This is a genomic window from Hyphomicrobium sp. (genome assembly GCF_036833075.1).
Lineage (GTDB): Bacteria > Pseudomonadota > Alphaproteobacteria > Rhizobiales > Hyphomicrobiaceae > Hyphomicrobium_C.
This window is the reverse complement of the sequence record NZ_DAITQL010000024.1, coordinates 1-15,263: the sequence shown is the minus strand read 5'-3', so window position 1 is coordinate 15,263 and position 15,263 is coordinate 1. Positions and strand designations below refer to the sequence as shown.

Annotated in this window: 26 protein-coding genes; 15 read left to right on the top strand and 11 right to left on the bottom strand. The window is 57.2% G+C overall.

Annotation, left to right across the window (positions count from 1 at the left end; genetic code table 11):
* The first annotated feature begins 14 nt into the window (after window positions 1-14).
* From V7082_RS09265 to V7082_RS09240, 6 genes are all read left to right on the top strand, one after another.
* Window positions 15-293, top strand: a complete 279-nt coding sequence (locus V7082_RS09265) for a type II toxin-antitoxin system RelE/ParE family toxin (RefSeq protein WP_334147866.1) — start codon at window positions 15-17, stop codon at window positions 291-293.
* A 13-nt stretch (window positions 294-306) separates the two neighbouring features.
* On the top strand, window positions 307-591 hold the full coding sequence (locus tag V7082_RS09260) for a HigA family addiction module antitoxin (RefSeq protein WP_334147864.1): 285 nt from the start codon (window positions 307-309) through the stop codon (window positions 589-591).
* A gap of 182 nt (window positions 592-773) precedes the next feature.
* Window positions 774-1,142 (top strand): hypothetical protein, encoded by a 369-nt coding sequence (locus tag V7082_RS09255; protein WP_334147862.1) that lies wholly within the window; start codon window positions 774-776, stop codon window positions 1,140-1,142.
* Window positions 1,143-1,229: 87 nt separating this feature from the next.
* Window positions 1,230-1,478 carry a type II toxin-antitoxin system Phd/YefM family antitoxin gene (locus V7082_RS09250; protein WP_334147861.1) on the top strand — a complete coding sequence of 83 codons (249 nt, stop codon included), beginning with the start codon at window positions 1,230-1,232 and terminating at the stop codon, window positions 1,476-1,478.
* A complete protein-coding gene (locus V7082_RS09245; protein ID WP_334147859.1) occupies window positions 1,468-1,761 on the top strand; it encodes a type II toxin-antitoxin system RelE family toxin in 294 nt (97 codons plus the stop codon). Before V7082_RS09250 ends, V7082_RS09245 begins: the two co-directional genes overlap by 11 nt.
* 246 nt (window positions 1,762-2,007) lie before the next feature.
* Window positions 2,008-2,646 carry a hypothetical protein gene (locus V7082_RS09240; protein WP_334147857.1) on the top strand — a complete coding sequence of 213 codons (639 nt, stop codon included), beginning with the start codon at window positions 2,008-2,010 and terminating at the stop codon, window positions 2,644-2,646.
* Here the strand turns inward: V7082_RS09240 and V7082_RS09235 are convergent, their stop codons facing one another.
* Complete coding sequence (locus V7082_RS09235; RefSeq protein ID WP_334147855.1) at window positions 2,647-3,852, bottom strand: IS256 family transposase; 1,206 nt, start codon at window positions 3,850-3,852, stop codon at window positions 2,647-2,649.
* Between the two features lie 139 nt (window positions 3,853-3,991).
* Here V7082_RS09235 and V7082_RS09230 point away from each other — a divergent pair, with 139 nt between their 5' ends.
* The 7 genes from V7082_RS09230 (at window position 3,992) to V7082_RS09200 (ending at window position 7,391) form a co-directional block, all read left to right on the top strand.
* Entirely contained in the window at window positions 3,992-4,303 is a 312-nt protein-coding gene (locus V7082_RS09230) for a hypothetical protein (protein WP_334147853.1), read from the top strand.
* 34 nt (window positions 4,304-4,337) lie between these two features.
* Window positions 4,338-4,580 carry a hypothetical protein gene (locus V7082_RS09225; RefSeq protein WP_334147851.1) on the top strand — a complete coding sequence of 81 codons (243 nt, stop codon included), beginning with the start codon at window positions 4,338-4,340 and terminating at the stop codon, window positions 4,578-4,580.
* A 31-nt stretch (window positions 4,581-4,611) separates the two neighbouring features.
* The gene (locus tag V7082_RS21545; protein WP_442909775.1) at window positions 4,612-5,166 is read left to right on the top strand and encodes a DNA-directed RNA polymerase subunit alpha C-terminal domain-containing protein; all 555 of its coding nucleotides are present in this window, start codon (window positions 4,612-4,614) and stop codon (window positions 5,164-5,166) included.
* A 258-nt stretch (window positions 5,167-5,424) separates the two neighbouring features.
* Window positions 5,425-5,763, top strand: coding sequence for a hypothetical protein (locus V7082_RS09215; RefSeq protein ID WP_334147849.1), 339 nt, complete (start codon window positions 5,425-5,427; stop codon window positions 5,761-5,763).
* 131 nt (window positions 5,764-5,894) lie between these two features.
* Window positions 5,895-6,197 carry a type II toxin-antitoxin system RelE/ParE family toxin gene (locus V7082_RS09210; RefSeq protein WP_334147847.1) on the top strand — a complete coding sequence of 101 codons (303 nt, stop codon included), beginning with the start codon at window positions 5,895-5,897 and terminating at the stop codon, window positions 6,195-6,197.
* Window positions 6,187-6,495, top strand: coding sequence for a HigA family addiction module antitoxin (locus V7082_RS09205; protein WP_334147845.1), 309 nt, complete (start codon window positions 6,187-6,189; stop codon window positions 6,493-6,495). The genes V7082_RS09210 and V7082_RS09205 overlap by 11 nt, the downstream gene beginning before the upstream one ends.
* Before the next feature lie 20 nt (window positions 6,496-6,515).
* A complete protein-coding gene (locus V7082_RS09200; protein WP_334147844.1) occupies window positions 6,516-7,391 on the top strand; it encodes a hypothetical protein in 876 nt (291 codons plus the stop codon).
* A gap of 1,067 nt (window positions 7,392-8,458) precedes the next feature.
* Here V7082_RS09200 and V7082_RS09195 read toward each other — a convergent pair.
* Window positions 8,459-9,724 carry a Y-family DNA polymerase gene (locus V7082_RS09195; RefSeq protein WP_334147842.1) on the bottom strand — a complete coding sequence of 422 codons (1,266 nt, stop codon included), beginning with the start codon at window positions 9,722-9,724 and terminating at the stop codon, window positions 8,459-8,461.
* 108 nt (window positions 9,725-9,832) lie between these two features.
* Window positions 9,833-10,342 carry a hypothetical protein gene (locus tag V7082_RS09190; RefSeq protein ID WP_334147840.1) on the bottom strand — a complete coding sequence of 170 codons (510 nt, stop codon included), beginning with the start codon at window positions 10,340-10,342 and terminating at the stop codon, window positions 9,833-9,835.
* Window positions 10,343-10,529: 187 nt separating this feature from the next.
* Between V7082_RS09190 and V7082_RS09185 the strand changes: the two genes are divergently transcribed.
* Both V7082_RS09185 and V7082_RS09180 read left to right on the top strand, forming a co-directional pair.
* Window positions 10,530-10,664, top strand: coding sequence for a hypothetical protein (locus V7082_RS09185; RefSeq protein WP_334147838.1), 135 nt, complete (start codon window positions 10,530-10,532; stop codon window positions 10,662-10,664).
* A gap of 25 nt (window positions 10,665-10,689) precedes the next feature.
* A complete protein-coding gene (locus tag V7082_RS09180; protein WP_334147837.1) occupies window positions 10,690-11,049 on the top strand; it encodes a hypothetical protein in 360 nt (119 codons plus the stop codon).
* 48 nt (window positions 11,050-11,097) lie between these two features.
* Here the strand turns inward: V7082_RS09180 and V7082_RS09175 are convergent, their stop codons facing one another.
* The 8 genes from V7082_RS09175 to V7082_RS09140 all read right to left on the bottom strand — a co-directional run.
* Window positions 11,098-12,573, bottom strand: a complete 1,476-nt coding sequence (locus V7082_RS09175; RefSeq protein ID WP_334147836.1) for a protelomerase family protein — start codon at window positions 12,571-12,573, stop codon at window positions 11,098-11,100.
* A gap of 68 nt (window positions 12,574-12,641) precedes the next feature.
* Entirely contained in the window at window positions 12,642-13,259 is a 618-nt protein-coding gene (locus V7082_RS09170) for a hypothetical protein (RefSeq protein WP_334147834.1), read from the bottom strand.
* Entirely contained in the window at window positions 13,256-13,453 is a 198-nt protein-coding gene (locus tag V7082_RS09165) for a hypothetical protein (protein WP_334147832.1), read from the bottom strand. The genes V7082_RS09170 and V7082_RS09165 overlap by 4 nt, the downstream gene beginning before the upstream one ends.
* A complete protein-coding gene (locus V7082_RS09160) occupies window positions 13,453-13,833 on the bottom strand; it encodes a hypothetical protein (protein WP_334147831.1) in 381 nt (126 codons plus the stop codon). The genes V7082_RS09165 and V7082_RS09160 overlap by 1 nt, the downstream gene beginning before the upstream one ends.
* 170 nt (window positions 13,834-14,003) lie before the next feature.
* A complete protein-coding gene (locus V7082_RS09155; RefSeq protein WP_334147830.1) occupies window positions 14,004-14,264 on the bottom strand; it encodes a hypothetical protein in 261 nt (86 codons plus the stop codon).
* A gap of 19 nt (window positions 14,265-14,283) precedes the next feature.
* Entirely contained in the window at window positions 14,284-14,481 is a 198-nt protein-coding gene (locus V7082_RS09150) for a hypothetical protein (RefSeq protein ID WP_334147829.1), read from the bottom strand.
* 208 nt (window positions 14,482-14,689) lie between these two features.
* Window positions 14,690-14,965: a hypothetical protein gene (locus tag V7082_RS09145; RefSeq protein ID WP_334147828.1), complete on the bottom strand. Its 276-nt coding sequence runs from the start codon at window positions 14,963-14,965 to the stop codon at window positions 14,690-14,692.
* A gap of 86 nt (window positions 14,966-15,051) precedes the next feature.
* On the bottom strand, window positions 15,052-15,263 hold a 212-nt coding region (locus V7082_RS09140; RefSeq protein WP_334147827.1), incomplete at its 5' end, for a hypothetical protein.

Here is a 15,263-nt window from a genome sequence, read left to right as displayed (position 1 = left end):
AGTATGCTAGTCGCATGATAAAGACATGGGCCAACAGTGCGACTGAACGCTTTGCTGTCGATGGCAAAAGCAAGTTTTCAGGAATGGACGAAGATTTGGCCTTTGAGCGCTTGGCTGCGCTGGATGCAGCGGAGGCATTAAGCGATCTCAGTCCACTGAAATCGCTCAATCTGCACCCCTTGAAGGGCAACCGGAAAGGGCAATGGGCGATCAATATCAATGGCCCTTGGCGCATTTGCTTCCGTTTCAAGGACGGCAATGCATGGGAAGTCGAGATAACAGACTACCATTGAAAGGATGATGAACATGATAGCGGTTCACCCCGGTCGGATATTGAGAAGCGAGCTTGAAGCACGCGCGCTGTCGGCCAACAAGCTTGCGCTTTCCCTGCGCCTGCCGTCTGGCAGGATCACCGACATTCTGAACGGCAAGCGAGGCATATCGCCGGATACGGCACTACGTCTCGCGCGCTATTTCGGTAACAGCGCCCGGTTCTGGCTCAACCTGCAAACGGCTTATGAGCTTGCGCAGGCCGAGCGAGAGGTTGGATCGCGGATCGCCACAGAAGTGACGCCTGCCGAAGCGGCCTGACGAGTTCCAAATAAGGCGCGAGATGACGGTGCGGCATATTCCGAACAGCGGATGGAATGGTCGATTGAAGATCATTCGAGACGAGCGCAACCTGTCACAGCAGGCGTTTGCTGATCTCTATGGATGGGAGCATGTCCGACCGGAGTTTCAACTAAGGCTCGGGTTCCAGCAAAGGCGAGGCAATGGCACGAAAGACGAGAGAAGAGATCGACAAGGACCGGATGCTGGCGCAGCAGCTTCGCAAGGCTCGCAAGCAATTCATCAAGAGGTTTGGGCGGGAGCCGAGAGAAGGCGATCCGCTGCTTTGGGATGAGGATGCGCCGGGTGACGAGCCGGTTCCCATGACCGAGGAAAAGCTGCGCAGGCAAATGCTCGACAACATGGCAAAGGCAGGGACGCCGGGCCACCTGATCTATGCTTTTGAAAAGACTGGGCTGATCGTGGACGATGCAGGCTATCGGAGGTTGAGCGCAGACGACCGAGCCGCTTGGGACAACGCGATGGCGGAATATGAGGCCATGGAGAAGGCCCAGCGCAGGAAGCCGCAGTAAGTTCCAGAATAGGCCCCTGTGCGTCATTGAAGTGACCTGTTAATGGTGCTAAATAAAGCACCATTAACAGGATCAAGGAGTGAACCTATGGCTCACATAGTCCTCGCAGAAATCACGGCCAGTGTCTCGGAACTGAAGAAGAACCCGATGGGTACTGTCGCAGCCGGCGAAGGGGCTGCGGTTGCAATCCTGAACCGAAATGAACCCGCATTCTATTGCGTTCCCGCCCGTGCCTATGAGGCCATGCTGGAGCGCCTCGAAGACATCGAACTGAATGCTATCGCTGATGCCAGAGCAGGCGATCCCGTCACCAAGGTGACGCTGGATGACCTATGAGCTTGGGTTCGTGGACGCTGCTCTGAAAGAGTGGCGCAAGCTCGACAGCGATACACGGAACCGCTTCAAGAAGAAGCTGGCTGAACGCTGCGAAAACCCACGAGTTGCCTCCGCCAAACTATCGGGCAGCAAGGATAGGTACAAGATCAAGTTGCGAGGCATAGGCTACCGATTGGTGTACGAGGTCAGAGAGACAGAAATCCTCGTAGTGGTGGTCGCGATAGGAAAGAGAGATCGCGGGGCGGTCTACAGAATCGCCGCCCGGCGTGAAGTTCCAGAATAGGCTCGGACAATGGGTGAGATACGAACGACAAAGCAGGACGCCGAGAAGGTCTATCGGCTGTACAGGGACGATCCAGAGGCAGGTCGGTCGAGCTATCTCCACAATCACTATCGCCGTGGGTGCGAGGGCATAATGGAGCCGGAACGGCAGGCCCTTCTCGCGCATGCGGCATGGCGAGCCGGGCGCGACAGCGTGAAAGCGAAAAGTTCCAAATAAGGCGCGTCACGATAGACGGAAGACGAGGCTATGATCTTTGCAGATGAAATTCGATCACGCTTGAAGTGGGGATTGGAGCGGTATTTTAACCAGATGCCGAGCGAGGTTGCGGAGGAGATCACTCAGTTTCATGCTGCAATAGGATCGGCTCCGGCTTATTGCATTGAAGAAACTGCCCTACAATTTCTGTTTTCCGTAGTGCCCAACACAATGGCCTTGCAGGTCAAGGCAAGTGAAGTGAACCTGCCGTTTGATCGTGTGTTCGTGGAGACGCGCAGTGCCTTTACCGTGCCGGGGCACTGGAAGACTGGCACGTTGATCTGCAAACAGTCCGATCGCATCGAACTGTTCGAGTTCTTTGACTTTGATATAGGCGACCTGTCGGGCGAAGTTGGCTTGGATCGCAGGTTGTTGGGAATGGTGGAAGAAGCCAAACGAGGACAAACAGACAAGATGAGGTTCGCCTTTTCAATCCCGATGAACCGGAAAGTCATGTTGCTTGACGGAGATATAGGGCAGGAAGGCGTGCAGCCGACACAAGCGGGAATATGGGCGCGACAGACTTTCAAGATGGACACTGTGGCAGACGTGTTCCGGCAGAACTCGGATATGTCGCGAAGGTCACGTCCGTCAAGGTGGTGTAATTTCCCGGATGGCCTGAGGGCATGATCAGGCGGCTTTCGTTGTAATGCTGAGAATGGGGTCGATCTCCTCCTTGTCGATCTGAGCAAAGGCTTCGACCATCATGTAGCGGCTTGCGGTCTGCCATTCGTCGTTCTGTTCGAACAGCACGGCACCTATCAGGCGCATGATGGAGGCCTCGTTGGGGAAGATGCCGACGACATCGGCGCGGCGCTTCACCTCCTTGTTCAGGCGCTCGATCGGGTTGGTCGAATGCAGCTTGGTGCGGTGCTGCCGCGGGAAGGACATGTAGGCCAGGACGTCGTGTTCGCTGGCGTCCATGAGATCGGCCAGCTTGGGCCAGCGCGAACGGAGTTGTTCGGCGACCTTGCGCCAGGTTTCGCCAGCATGGGCGCGGTCGGGCTGGTCGAAAGCCTGGCGGATCGCTGCGGCGATGACGGTGTGCTGGCCGCGCGAGACATGCGCCAGCGCGTTCCTCATCCAGTGAACGCGGCAACGCTGCCAGGTGGCTTCGAAGACCCGGGCGATGGCGGCCTTGAGGCCGGTATGGGCGTCGCTGATCACCAGCCTGATGCCGCCCAGGCCGCGGGCGCGCAGGGATCGCAGGAACTCGGTCCAGAAGGTCTCGGCTTCGGAAGGGCCGATACCCAGGCCGATGATTTCTCTGCGTCCCTCGGTGTTGGCTGCCACGGCGATTATCGCCGCGACCGGCACGATGCGACCGCCCTGGCGGACCTTCAGGTAGGTGGCGTCCAGCCAGAGATAGGGCCAGTCGCCGGTCAGCGGTCGGTTCAGGAACTCGCCAACGCGCTCGTCGATGTCCTTGCACAGCTTGGACACCGTGCTCTTAGAGATGCCTGACAACCCCATGGCTTGCACCAGATCATCGACACGACGGGTGGAGACGCCGCCGATCCACGCCTCCTGGATCACCGCGACAAGGGCCTGTTCCGAGGTCTTGCGGGCTTCCAGGAAGCCGGGGAAGTAGCTGCCCTGACGCAGCTTCGGCACCCGCAGGTTCAACGTGCCCAAACGGGTATCGAGAGCGCGCTCTCGATACCCGTTCCGCCAGGTCGTGCGTTCGCCGTTGCGCTCATGCCGGCCAGCACCGATCAGGCCGTCGACATCGGCCTCCATGATCAGCTGCAGAACAGCCTCGGCGATGCTGCGCAGGAAGTCGCCCTCATCGTGCTTGGCCAGTAGCTCGGACAGGTCCATGTTGGTCTTGGTCATCGGGGTCTCCGTAAGGTTCGTGGTTGAAGTCGCCAAACTCCACCTCGACCATACACCTCGATGGCCACCCGGGATTACACCGATGAAGGCGCAGAAATTACACCACGTGCGCGGACACTAACTGTCGCGACTGGTCTGGATGCCGTTGTTTCTGCTGATTGAGCATCGCGAGTTTGAGACGATCCGCGTGACGGAGGCAGATTACGAGAAGCTGAATCGAAAAAGAGAGAAGCAGGGCAAGGATCGCCTCGTTCAGCGTCGAACCATTCAGCTTGGTCAGCTTGGTGTGCGCCACATGGAATCACCGGATGCTGACAGTGCCCGAACTTCGCCTCGCGCGCATTTTGTGCGCGGGCATTTTTTTAGGCATCAAGACCGGCTGATATGGCGACGCCCACACGTTCGTGGGGCGGGCGATCCCGAAAGGCCGGTTACGCAAGTCAAGGTCTAAAGGTTCCAGAAATGGCGCGTTGTGTGAGGGATGGATGGCAGGATCATCGAAAGGCTCGAAGACCATGACGAACGACGAGATTATTGAGGGCTATCGCGATGGCTATGCCGATGACCGGGACGAGCTTCCGGCCTCGCTGGCGAACCGCAGCGAAAGCTACCGGCACGGCTGGCTGAACGGGCGAGACGACAGGCTCGGTCGCCCGCGTGCCTCGGCGGAAGCGATCCGCCAGCGAGCGCGCGAGGTCGAAAAGATCGACACATGGACGATCCAATAGGGCCAGAAAAGGCGCGGAGAAGGACGTTGGGATGCCGCGAGAGAAAATGCAGAGTGAGCATTTGAAGGGCGTGAAGGAACGTCTTAGAGCCGTTATGCAGCGATACGGTCTCACCTTCAATGATTTAAGCGCTATTGCTCTGGGCGAAGACCCCGCCCGGCAACGCAATACTTGGCGACCGGAACCGCTTCCATGGAAAGGGGAAGACGGCCTCGCTAGGCAAATGACAGTTGAGGGCATCTATCGTTTGAATAAGGCCCTTGGGGTCATGCCCGCTTGGTTGGTAGCAGGTGAGGGGCCGAACGGGTTCGACCAGTGTGGAGAATCAGGAATTTCTTGGGCACTTTCGGAGAAGGTCTCTTCACTCCCTCTGTCCCCCCGCCCGGCAAAATGCCTAGCGGACGACGATATCGTCTTCATCGGTGAACTGGTCCAGAAGACTGAGAGTGAATTGCTCCGGATGCCGAACTTCGGACGAAAGTGTCTCAATGAGGTCAAGGAATGTCTGGCTGTGAAGGGGCTTTATCTGGGGATGGAAACCCACGGATGGCATTCGGGCCACGTCGCTCTTGTCTCCAAGAAGTGAACATTCCGATAGGGCAGCGGAACGCCTCTGAAAGCCTAACAGAGTTTGTGAGGCGCGAGGGCGCGGTAACGACAGCAGCGGTATCACATAGATTTGGGTGGGACACAAAGCGCGCCTATGCCGAACTGCTGGCGTTGAGGAAGGCCGGCGTTTTGGTCTCGAAGCAGGAAGACAGGGGCGCGTCCACGGTGGCGGTCGAATGAACGGCTGGCGGATCGCGCCAGCCAGAGGTCTCAGTTAGGGTTCAAGGCGCGGAGAATGGATTTTACTAGCTCGCCCGAATTCGTCTTTGGAGCCGTTGTCGGTGTATTGCTGGGCGGAGTTTTCTCACTGGTCATGGATGTACTGCGCCGTCGCGCAGAAAAGAATCGGCTCTTAAGGGCAAGAAAGCTGGTTATGGCACGCGGCTTTTACCCCGCGCGCTACATGCCAAAAATAGCGGGTCAGGACAGCGAATTTGGCGCAGCAATGTTGCTGGTGGCCAGTGAAGGCGAACTGCTGCTCGACCGCAACAACAACATTGCGGGATACATCTCAAGTAAGCCACGCGGGCCGCATCTTCGACTTGTAGTGTCGAATGACAGTATTCCGGAATAAACATCACGTTCCATAAAACCAGTGCCGGCCATCCGCTAGAAAGAGCAATAACCGAGTGGGAAAGGTCTAGCGACTTCCAATGGGGCTTGATAACGAAAAGTGTCCGGCGATGGTTGACAGATTGTCCGGCGATGCCGTACATATTGCCCATGATTGAGAGCTTTCGCAGCAAGGCCCTGAAACGCTACTGGACTAAGGGTGACGATGCAGGGATCAGGCCAGAATGGCGGAAGAAGGTTCGCATCGTCCTGTCTCGCCTCGACATGGCCCGAGACCCCGCCGAGATGAATGTTCCCGGCTTCGGATTTCACGCATTGAAGGGCGATCAGGCAGGGCGATTTGCTGTTTGGGTCTCTCGGAACTGGCGGATCACGTTCTCATGGAACGGTGAGAACGCTAAGGAAGTCGAGATGGAGGACTATCATGGTGACTGATACGCTTCGCCACCAGTCCATTGAGCCTGCACATCCGGGTGAGATGCTTGGTGAGATCATGATCCCGGCCACCGGCAAGAGCAAGGCGGAGATCGCGCGCCTGCTCGGCATTTCGCGGTCTACGCTCTATGAGATTTTGAGCCAGAAGCAGCCGGTAACGCCTGCCATTGCCGTTCGGCTTGGGAAGCTTTTCGGGGACGGTCCCGGCATCTGGATCAGGATGCAGGCAGCTTACGATACATGGCACGCTGAGCGCGAGATCGATGTTAGTGGCATCGAGACCTTGGAAGTGGGTTAGGCCAGATAAGGCTCGCAACGATGACGATGGAAAGCATACGCCTTTCTGAGCATCTGCTGGTCGAGATATTTTGGCAGATGGGGCGCGCGAGGGGCCACTGGATGGCTCCGGAAGGTCTCCATGATCTGGTCAGCTTTATCGAAGGTATCTTCAATGAGCGTGGACCAGATGAAGACGGCGCAGTTCGCATCATGATGCAGGACGTTACGCTCGATATCTATTTCGATGATCGTGATCTTCGACCGGCTGATCGGGAACTCAACATCGAGTTTCTTGGCGCGATCATGAAGAGCAGGCAGGTGAAGGAAGAGGTAAAGCCGCCCCTCCCGTATTCGACCGTGGAAGTCGAGGCTGTCGATCCAGTCGATGCTAACGCAGTGGCATTGGCGGAGTGGTATGCCACGGAAGCGGAAGACCATTGGAGGACTGATGATCGGATTCGTGGCTTCTTCTACGATTGGGCAGAGAAGCGTGTTTATGTCGCCAGCATGGAGATGATGCGCAAGGTGCGCACGAGGGAAATTGGCGTGCCGGACTTTGCAGGAAAATTGATTGGAATGCTCGTCACGAGCGCGATGATCATTGATGGCAACATCATTGCGGTGGAGGAGCCGATAGATGCTGAAAGCGTCAGATTTGACGGGCAGGGTTTCATCGACAAAGAGCTGATGGATGCTCTTACGGTCCGAGGGATCAAACGGGTATTTTCAGGGAAACGAGCGAACCGACCAGAGAGTGCTGAGGATCGCATCCAGAATGCCGACTACTTCGCTACCCGCTGGACGTTCAGCGGGGCCGAGACCCCAGACGTTCTAAGGGCTGTTTATCGATATTGCGTGCTTGGCGAGACCGGCGATGACATTAAGAGGCGGCTACCGCCGACAATACGAGGATAGCCTCGAAAGCTGACTGTTGCCAGAAAAGCGCAGACACATTTTCGCGTGCAATGGCGGTGTGGAGCCGCGCGGTGCCGGAGAATTGGCGCGAAGCATAGCAGGGGAGTGCAGAATGCGGTTTCTATTGCGTACAGGTGCGATGATATTGGCGCTCACTGGAAATTGCTTCGCCGAGGGTTCCCGGCACAGTCCTGTCGAGACGTGATCCTGCGTGCCGCCGAGTAATTCCGTGCTGAGGCTGGTTTCGTCCGCTCCGGATTTTTTCGCCCATGCCGGCGATGCCCCTGTGCGCAGAGGCGAAGGTTTCGGTTGCCACTGCGCTAGGTGTGGGCGGACGATCTCGGCACCCTTCGGATATGAACGTAAGCTGGTCTGGTGCCTGTATTGCGGCATGGACGAGGGTTATGTGCCGGCAGTCGATAGCCCTTGGTGCCACCGCTGGACATTTGGCATCACTCGCGAAGAGGCATTAGAAGACCGTGAGTGGATTGCAAAAGGTTGCTTCGAGGAACAGGCCGAAGCGAGGGCACGGCGTGACGGGCGCATAATCGATCTGTTTTAGGCGCACGCAAGCCCCCATTACAGGTGGAGCATGCAAAGGAGCCAATCGATATCAGTCCTGATGAAGGCAGGTGGTTATACGCACATCCAGATTATGTGTTGTCATGTGGTGCAGAAGCCGTTGGCAACCCTGCCTGCGTCCAAGCTCGACCTTTCGGTCGATGAGATCGCAAGCTCTTTTGTCTGCCGAGCCTGCGGGAAATCCGCTTCGCCAGCGCGAGTGGGGCTCTGGAAGCATGGTATGAAGCGAGTGGGCTAGGCTAGACCACCTACGAATCCGCTCAGTTCATCGAGACGCACCATCGAGAGGCGAACCGGGCCGCGACAGCCCCGTGCCCGGCAAACAGTCTCTCGCTCCAGTTCATCGATGTACAGAAACTCCCGCTCGGGAGACGTGCATATCGCCTCGCGTGTGAGATAGTGAATGTGGCCGCACTTCCTGCACCGTGCTTCAAGCTTCTGAGAATCCGCCAGATCGCCAACACGGATTTTGTGTTTCCAGCTTGTCACCAGAAATCCTCCGCTGAAGGGATGCGCGTGTAGCTGATCTTGCCTCCTACATGGCCGGACTTCGGCGGATTCCAGTAGCCGAGACTGACCACAGTGCGGGCATAGCGGGAATTGAGGCCATCTATTGTGGAACTGGCTCGCTCCCAGCGGCAGCGTTGGCGGTCGTCATTGAGCAGCATATCAAGCTGTCTCTCGTCAGCAGGTGACAGATCATACAATGTGACGCCAACCCGATAGATTGTGCTGCCAGACAATGAGCTTTGCCTTACCTGATCCCATAAGTCGGAAAGAGCCGTGAGGACGGCCTGATCATCATTGACCACCGGCAGACGGCGTTTTCCCATCCAAGCTTTGTTCCGGAAGGCGAGCCAGAGCCAGAGGCCGCGTGCATAGAAGCGCTCGCGTCGAAGGCGGCGAGCGGCCTTTATCAGCAGCAGGCGTGAGATTTCACGTGCGCCGCCGATAGATCGTGCTTCGGGGGGCAGCACGCGACCATGGCCGAACATCCCACGGCCAGAAGGCGGGGCCTGAATATCATAGCCATGTAAGGCGTACCAAAGCCGCTCGCCCGTCACATTGCGCCAGAGTTTGCGCATGTGTTTCGGCTCTATGCGGTAAAGCTGTTCGGTCGTGAATATGCCGGCTCGATTAAGACGCCGCGCCATGTTCCCGCCGACCCCAGGAATGTCTTCCATGGGAACCGCAAACAAGGGCGCAGGAAGGTCTTCTGGTCTCCAAATTGCCAACCCATCACCATAGCGCTTGCCCGAGCGCTTCCCCTCCTTGCAGGCGATCTTCGCTAGCTGCCGGTTCGCTGCGAACCCAATGGAGCAAGTGATCCATGGCCCGAAATTATCGGCTATTGCGACTTTGATCCGCGCCGCCAGATCGACCGGATCGGCGCGGGCTGTCATGTCTAGGCGGCAGGTCAGTTCATCAATCGACTTGGCGGCATCGATAGGAATCACGGTCTCGATTTCTGACAGAAGCGCATTGTGCGCGCGTCGGTACAGGTCCGGCTTCTGCGGCACGAGAATGAGTTCGGGGCAAAGCCGCTTGGCCTCGCGGATGGGCATTACGTTCTTTACGCCATAGGCTTTCGCCTCACGGCTGCAAGCGATTACCGCCGTCCGGTCGGTTCCATCGAAGGGAACCACACCCACTGGCCTACCGCGCAAGCGCTTGTCGCAGGCTTGTTCAACAGAGGCAAAGAAGCCGTCAAAATCCAGATAGAGCCGTTCAATGGTCTCTGGTTTCCGCATGATGGGGTCTTCCAAATGCCAAATGAGAACAAAGGAAGAACACCCGAAGCGGAAAAGAGTCAAGAGGAATTTTGTCCTAGCAGTCCTGAGCGTTGGTGTGTGCGCGGATCAGCCATCGTTGGCGTAGCGCTGGCGATATAGCCAACCGCCGAAGGCAGCGCCGCCCAGCATCAGCAACAAAGAGATGAGCATGGGCACGCTTCGCTCTTCATATCGCAGTGTCAGGCGCTCGGTTTTGTCGCCATCTATGAAGCGGCTCCCGTCGCTGACAATACGCTCGACTTCGCGTCCGTCGAAACCAAAACCGGCTGTGAGCGGGATCGGCTCACCGCGAACGTTCGCTACGGCGCGGGATCGTGCCGAATTGGAGGGATCAACCTCAACTCGGAAGCCCTCGATCTCGCTGGCGTCATAGGAGAGGGCTTCCGTCTCCGTTCCGAAGGCGGCGAACTGCGTCTGCTGACATCGACCATGATCACAAATGATAGCCCCACCAACAGGGTGCTTCAGGGATATGGCGGAGCCACAGAGGAGCATGAGACCGGCAAGTATGAGCTTGATGTTCCATGGATCAGCGCCTCGATAGGTGGGGAATACAAATCGCATCGTTCTAGGCATCTCGCCTCCCATTCCGGTCAACGTTCCCAAGCGAATCCTAAACAGCCATCGACTGAACTTGTTTCGCCTGCTCAATATAGGCAAATTCCAATCCGGCTGCACTTCCCACGGTAAAATAACGAGTTGAAACTTTACGAAAGGCACGTCATATTTGGCAGGAAATATGCGCTGCCAAGGGGCAAGAGCAATGAAAAGGAAAGCATTGGATGTCGCCGCTTTCCTCGACCGGCCCAGCGCCATCGTGGGTACGACTGGTGCTGGTAAGACCTTCGCGGCAAAGGGGACGGTCGATCTGGCCGATTGGGTGAGACAGGCTCTCTAGCGGGATTGCGAGGAAAGGAGTCGAAGTGCGCTACATTCTTGCGATAGCTGCCATTCTGGTGAGTTCGACGGCCCGCGCCGATGCTCCGGCCTTTATAGGAACATGGGGAGTGGCGGGCGTAGAGCCGGACGCTTGCGCTCATCACAATGTAACGACCTACAAGGCGAACGAGATCGAAACAATGGAATCTTTCGCCGTCTATGACAGCGACAGCTATTCGGAGGTATCCCCCGGCCACTGGCGGATCGAGGCCCAAGGCGTCTACGAGAGCCAGAGGTTTCCCCTGACATACGACCTCTATGTGGAGGGGGATACGATGCGGGAGGTCATCACGGGCGAAGACGGAAAGCCAGATGAGACCACGCTGGTGCGTTGCCGTGATTGAAGAGCCATGAAAACGGCTGCGCCATTGAGACTGGCGCAGCGGGAATGGTCAGTCTGACTCGTGTGAAAGGCCAAGCTTGTCCAATCGCTCGGCCTGTTTCTGTGCAAGCCTTCCCTTGACCCTTTTGGTAGGGCCTGCGGTCTTCTGGTCGGGCAGGTAGTATTTCATGTAGGCGGTAGCCGTCTCGATGTCCTTTTCGGTGTGACCGAGGACTTCGGCAAAAAAAGCAGCCTTCGATTTGGACTTCGGGCGGAAGAACTGATCCGCAATCTCGGCGTAAAGCGCCCGCAGATTGTTGGCGGTCAGCCGCTTCCCTTCGGTTGCATTCTTGCTATCGTCCAGAGCCGGTGCTGGCCACAGAGGGGCGAACATTTCAGTGCGGATATCGCGGAAGAGGGTGTTCGGCAGGCGCAAGAGGTCGTTCTTGAATTCCTCGTTGGACATCTGACGCCAAATCTGGCCGTCTTCGCTCATGCGCAAGACCGTCCACGCCAGAACGATTTCCTTGGCAGGTGCGAGCACCGGGATGGCGAATGAGGTCTCGAACTGTGTTCCTTCCCGGCCTCTCGTCTTGGATTGGCCGCTGAAGAGAACGCGCCACGTTTCATAGCCCCGTCCGGCCACATGGTTCTGCTGGTCAAACATTAGCGGCATCGGGGCGATGGCTCCTTGGCAGAATACCTCATAGGGGCGACGGCCAGTAAGAAGGCCGAGAGCAACACCGTAGCGAACCAGTTCCCCGCGCTGGGCCTTTGCGGCGATCTCCGTCGCTGCTTCCTCCAGCTTGGACCAACTGGCATCTGTTTTCGGCAATGCGTCTCTTGCTGTATCGACTAGATCACGCCAATGGGGGACAGCAATCAATTCGTTGTGCTGCTCGATCACCGAGTCCCGGTACGTCTCGGAGACGGCCTGCTGGATGTCCTTGGGCGCGACCACCACCGATAGGGTGTCCTCGTCTGCAAGTTTGGCCTCGCGCAGTGCATTGCGGAACAAGCTCGTATTGGCGAGGACCGTGGTCGACTCAATCCGGCCCCGCCAGTCGTCGGTGATGGCTTTCCAGAGCTTGGCAAGCTGACGCCTATAAAGATAGTCGGCCTGTTTCTGTGTCTTTTTCCCGGCCTTGATGATTGCTTGGCGCTCCTTGTCGAGCGCCTGCACCTGCTGGACGAATGTTTCGATGGCCTCGCGGCGAGTAGGCTTCCGCCCAGCATTCGACCGGCGATCAGGAGCCGTTCGCAGCGGCTCGTCGCGGCTTTCGAGAACCTTTATGAACGCCAGCGCCGGGTGGCGGTCCCCGAGTGCTTCCTTGATGGCAGTTCGATAGCGGGACACATAGGCAGAGCGGGTGGAGAGCGCCTTGCCAGATATGCGCTCGTCCCATTCCCTCTGCCAGAGGTCTTCATAGCCATCTTCAACCGTTCGAACGGATTCCACGAATTGCGGAATAGCGTCGGCAATTACCGATGGACGCCCCATGCGCTTTGGCGCTTCCTTTTTGGTTTCAGCGGTTGTCTCGGCCATTGCGATCATCCTATTTGCGTAGATGGGGTAGAGAGTACCAAAATAAAAACAAGACACAATAGTTTTATTTAAGTGGACGCGGGCAAAGGATTTCTTTTTATATAATCGGCTAGAATGCGATCAGACAGGGTTTTCCCCTTATCAGGATCGATGCGTGCGCCGTTTTGCCAGTATTCTATGTGGCGGTATGGCCGCTTCGGGATCACATATCCGAGCCCATAAGGGCCGGGCGAATAGCTCTGCCCAATGTGCATGACGGCAACGAACAGTTCCGGCCTGCCATCGAGCACAGTGGGATCAATGTTGATGAGTGTGGCATCGAATTCGGCATTGGCCGCAGTTTTGGCATCGAGCCGCTTGGAATAGCTCGGCATCGCGAGATAGGGGCACACCTGTAGGGCATATGTCATGCATTCGTGGTGCAAAGGCGTGTCATTATACCGTCCAAAGGGATGGAAGGCACTCAGAGGTCCGCCGACCGACCAGCGTCCGCGAAACAGCTTGCCGCCGCAAATGGCGCAGCGATCCTCGCGGATTATGCGCTGGCGCTTTGCCTCGTCGTTCATCGTGAAGTGCGGGCGACCGGAGTTGTCGCGCAGAACGATCACAGGGACTGGATAGCCTCGCTGATCGCGGGGAAGCTGCTGCATTCTGGCCGGGACTGGAATGCTGTGCTGGGGTTTCATCTGTCCAACGGCCTCATTGCCTCGTTCAGAACGCGCTCAGCGTCTTCCGTCGATATTCTCGGCCATGTCGTCGTGATAAACTCCCAAACAGCATCGTCGTTCGGGAATTTGAGCGTGTCGATGGCGACGTTTTCGATCATCCAACGTCGAACCTGCAATGCCCTGCTCTCGATGGTTTCGGTTGCGGTGGTCATCATTCTTCTCCGGAGTCGTCTTCGTCCTTCGCGCTCATCCATTCTTCGGCGCTATCATCGCTCGTGTAGGCCACTCCTTTGAGCTTGAAAGCCCACGGGGCACGACCGCTTGATGTGAAGGTATTCTCGACTTCCTCGTCTGCCATGGGCCGAAAGAAGCCGATGGCTATCAGGGCCTCGCGCGCACCGCGCAGGACAGCACGTGCGCCGGGGCTTGAACCGTCGCGAACCCATCCTTCCGCCCGGTCCAGCGCGTCGAGGGCTGCATCAACCGCGTCATAGGGATACTCGCGGTCCACATCGAGCAGGTAATCGACCTCGCTCCGGAACTCGGCATTATCGCTCGCCATGATCAGGGCAATCGCTTCCTCGCGGGTCATAGGATCAGGCTCCATTTCGGGTCTTCGGCAGAAGCGCCGAAATCTCATCGTCTGTTAGGTCCGCGAGCCGGACAAGGCAGGTTGCGTTACGATAGACCAAGAGCGTGCGTGTGCCGTTGATGCTTCCCTTAAAGTCGTCGTGGGTGGAGCGCCAGATTTCTGTTCGCGGGTCATGGTGCCTTTTCCTGAATGGCTATGGCCTCGGCCATCAGATCGTCGCAGATTTGTCCGATCTGCATCATCCGCGCGTCGTGGATTTCACGATCCCGGCGAAATCCATCGGGATTGCCGATGTAGTCACGCATGTTGGGGGCGACGTTTCCAAGCGCCTCCCGCGCGTTTTGAAGAGCCTCACGGGCATCAAGTCGCATCTGGATCAGATCGGCTGCGCTGGTGCCGTTGAGGCTGATTGTCGGCTGCATCATTGTCATGAGACTTTTCCCTCGGGTCTTATGCGGCATACTCAAAGCCGCTGCCGTCATGCGGCTCCGGGTCACGGGCCGGGTCAACATAGCGCCAGTCGATTACCGAGGATTTGGGTTCAAACTCGCGCAGCAATGGCCGCATGGTCTCCGAGATGCAGTCGCAGGCTTCGGCCTCGCAGCCTACATCGACCAGAATTTCAATAGTTGCCTTGTAGTAAGCCATGGGTGGTGATCTCGTTGAGTTTGAGGGTATCAGATCGAGCAAGAGCCGGATCGGCACTCGACCATGCGTCGTAGATTGGCTGAAGCCTCCGCCTCAATCATGAGCCGTTGGGCATCCTGCGGCGATGAGACGGGCTGGCCATAGGGCGAGCGAGTAACCGCATCGATAACCAGCCAACGCCCATCCGAAGTGCGTTCCACCGTATAGTTCATGAGGCATCGTCCCATTCGGTTACATCATAGTGCGTAAGGGGATAGGGGCATGGCTGGCCGGGTTCCGCCGGGCCGAAGGTGGCGCACGTTCCGGCGAAAGCGCTTTCTTCCCTGCGGGCAGGAGTGGAGCGCACTTGCAGTCGGCTTGACAGGTAGTCACGCATTTCATCTCCGATAGCCTCCATCCGACGAGCGAAGGTCGCCGCCAACTCTCTGTCGCCAAGGAGTTCGATGCAGTCGAGCATCTCATCAAGCGTGAGGGTCTTCGCCATGGCCGTAAGTCCCTAAGTCGTTGAAACCATGGTTGTATTATACAGGAGTTGCCGGGCAGGGCAAGAGAAAAATAAAAGTTAGAGCGTTATGCAATATGAAATATGCGCAATTGGCGCAACAGGGATGCGCGGATTGCATGGGTAGGCAAGGGCAAGTAAAGCCGCAGTAGAATAAAAGTAGTAGAATAATAAAGAATAGCGGCGGGCAATATAATAAAAGTATAGACAAGAATAAAAGTAGGTGTTGCACAACGGCCACACAGCGCGCCGGGCTTGACTTTATATACAACTACACCGG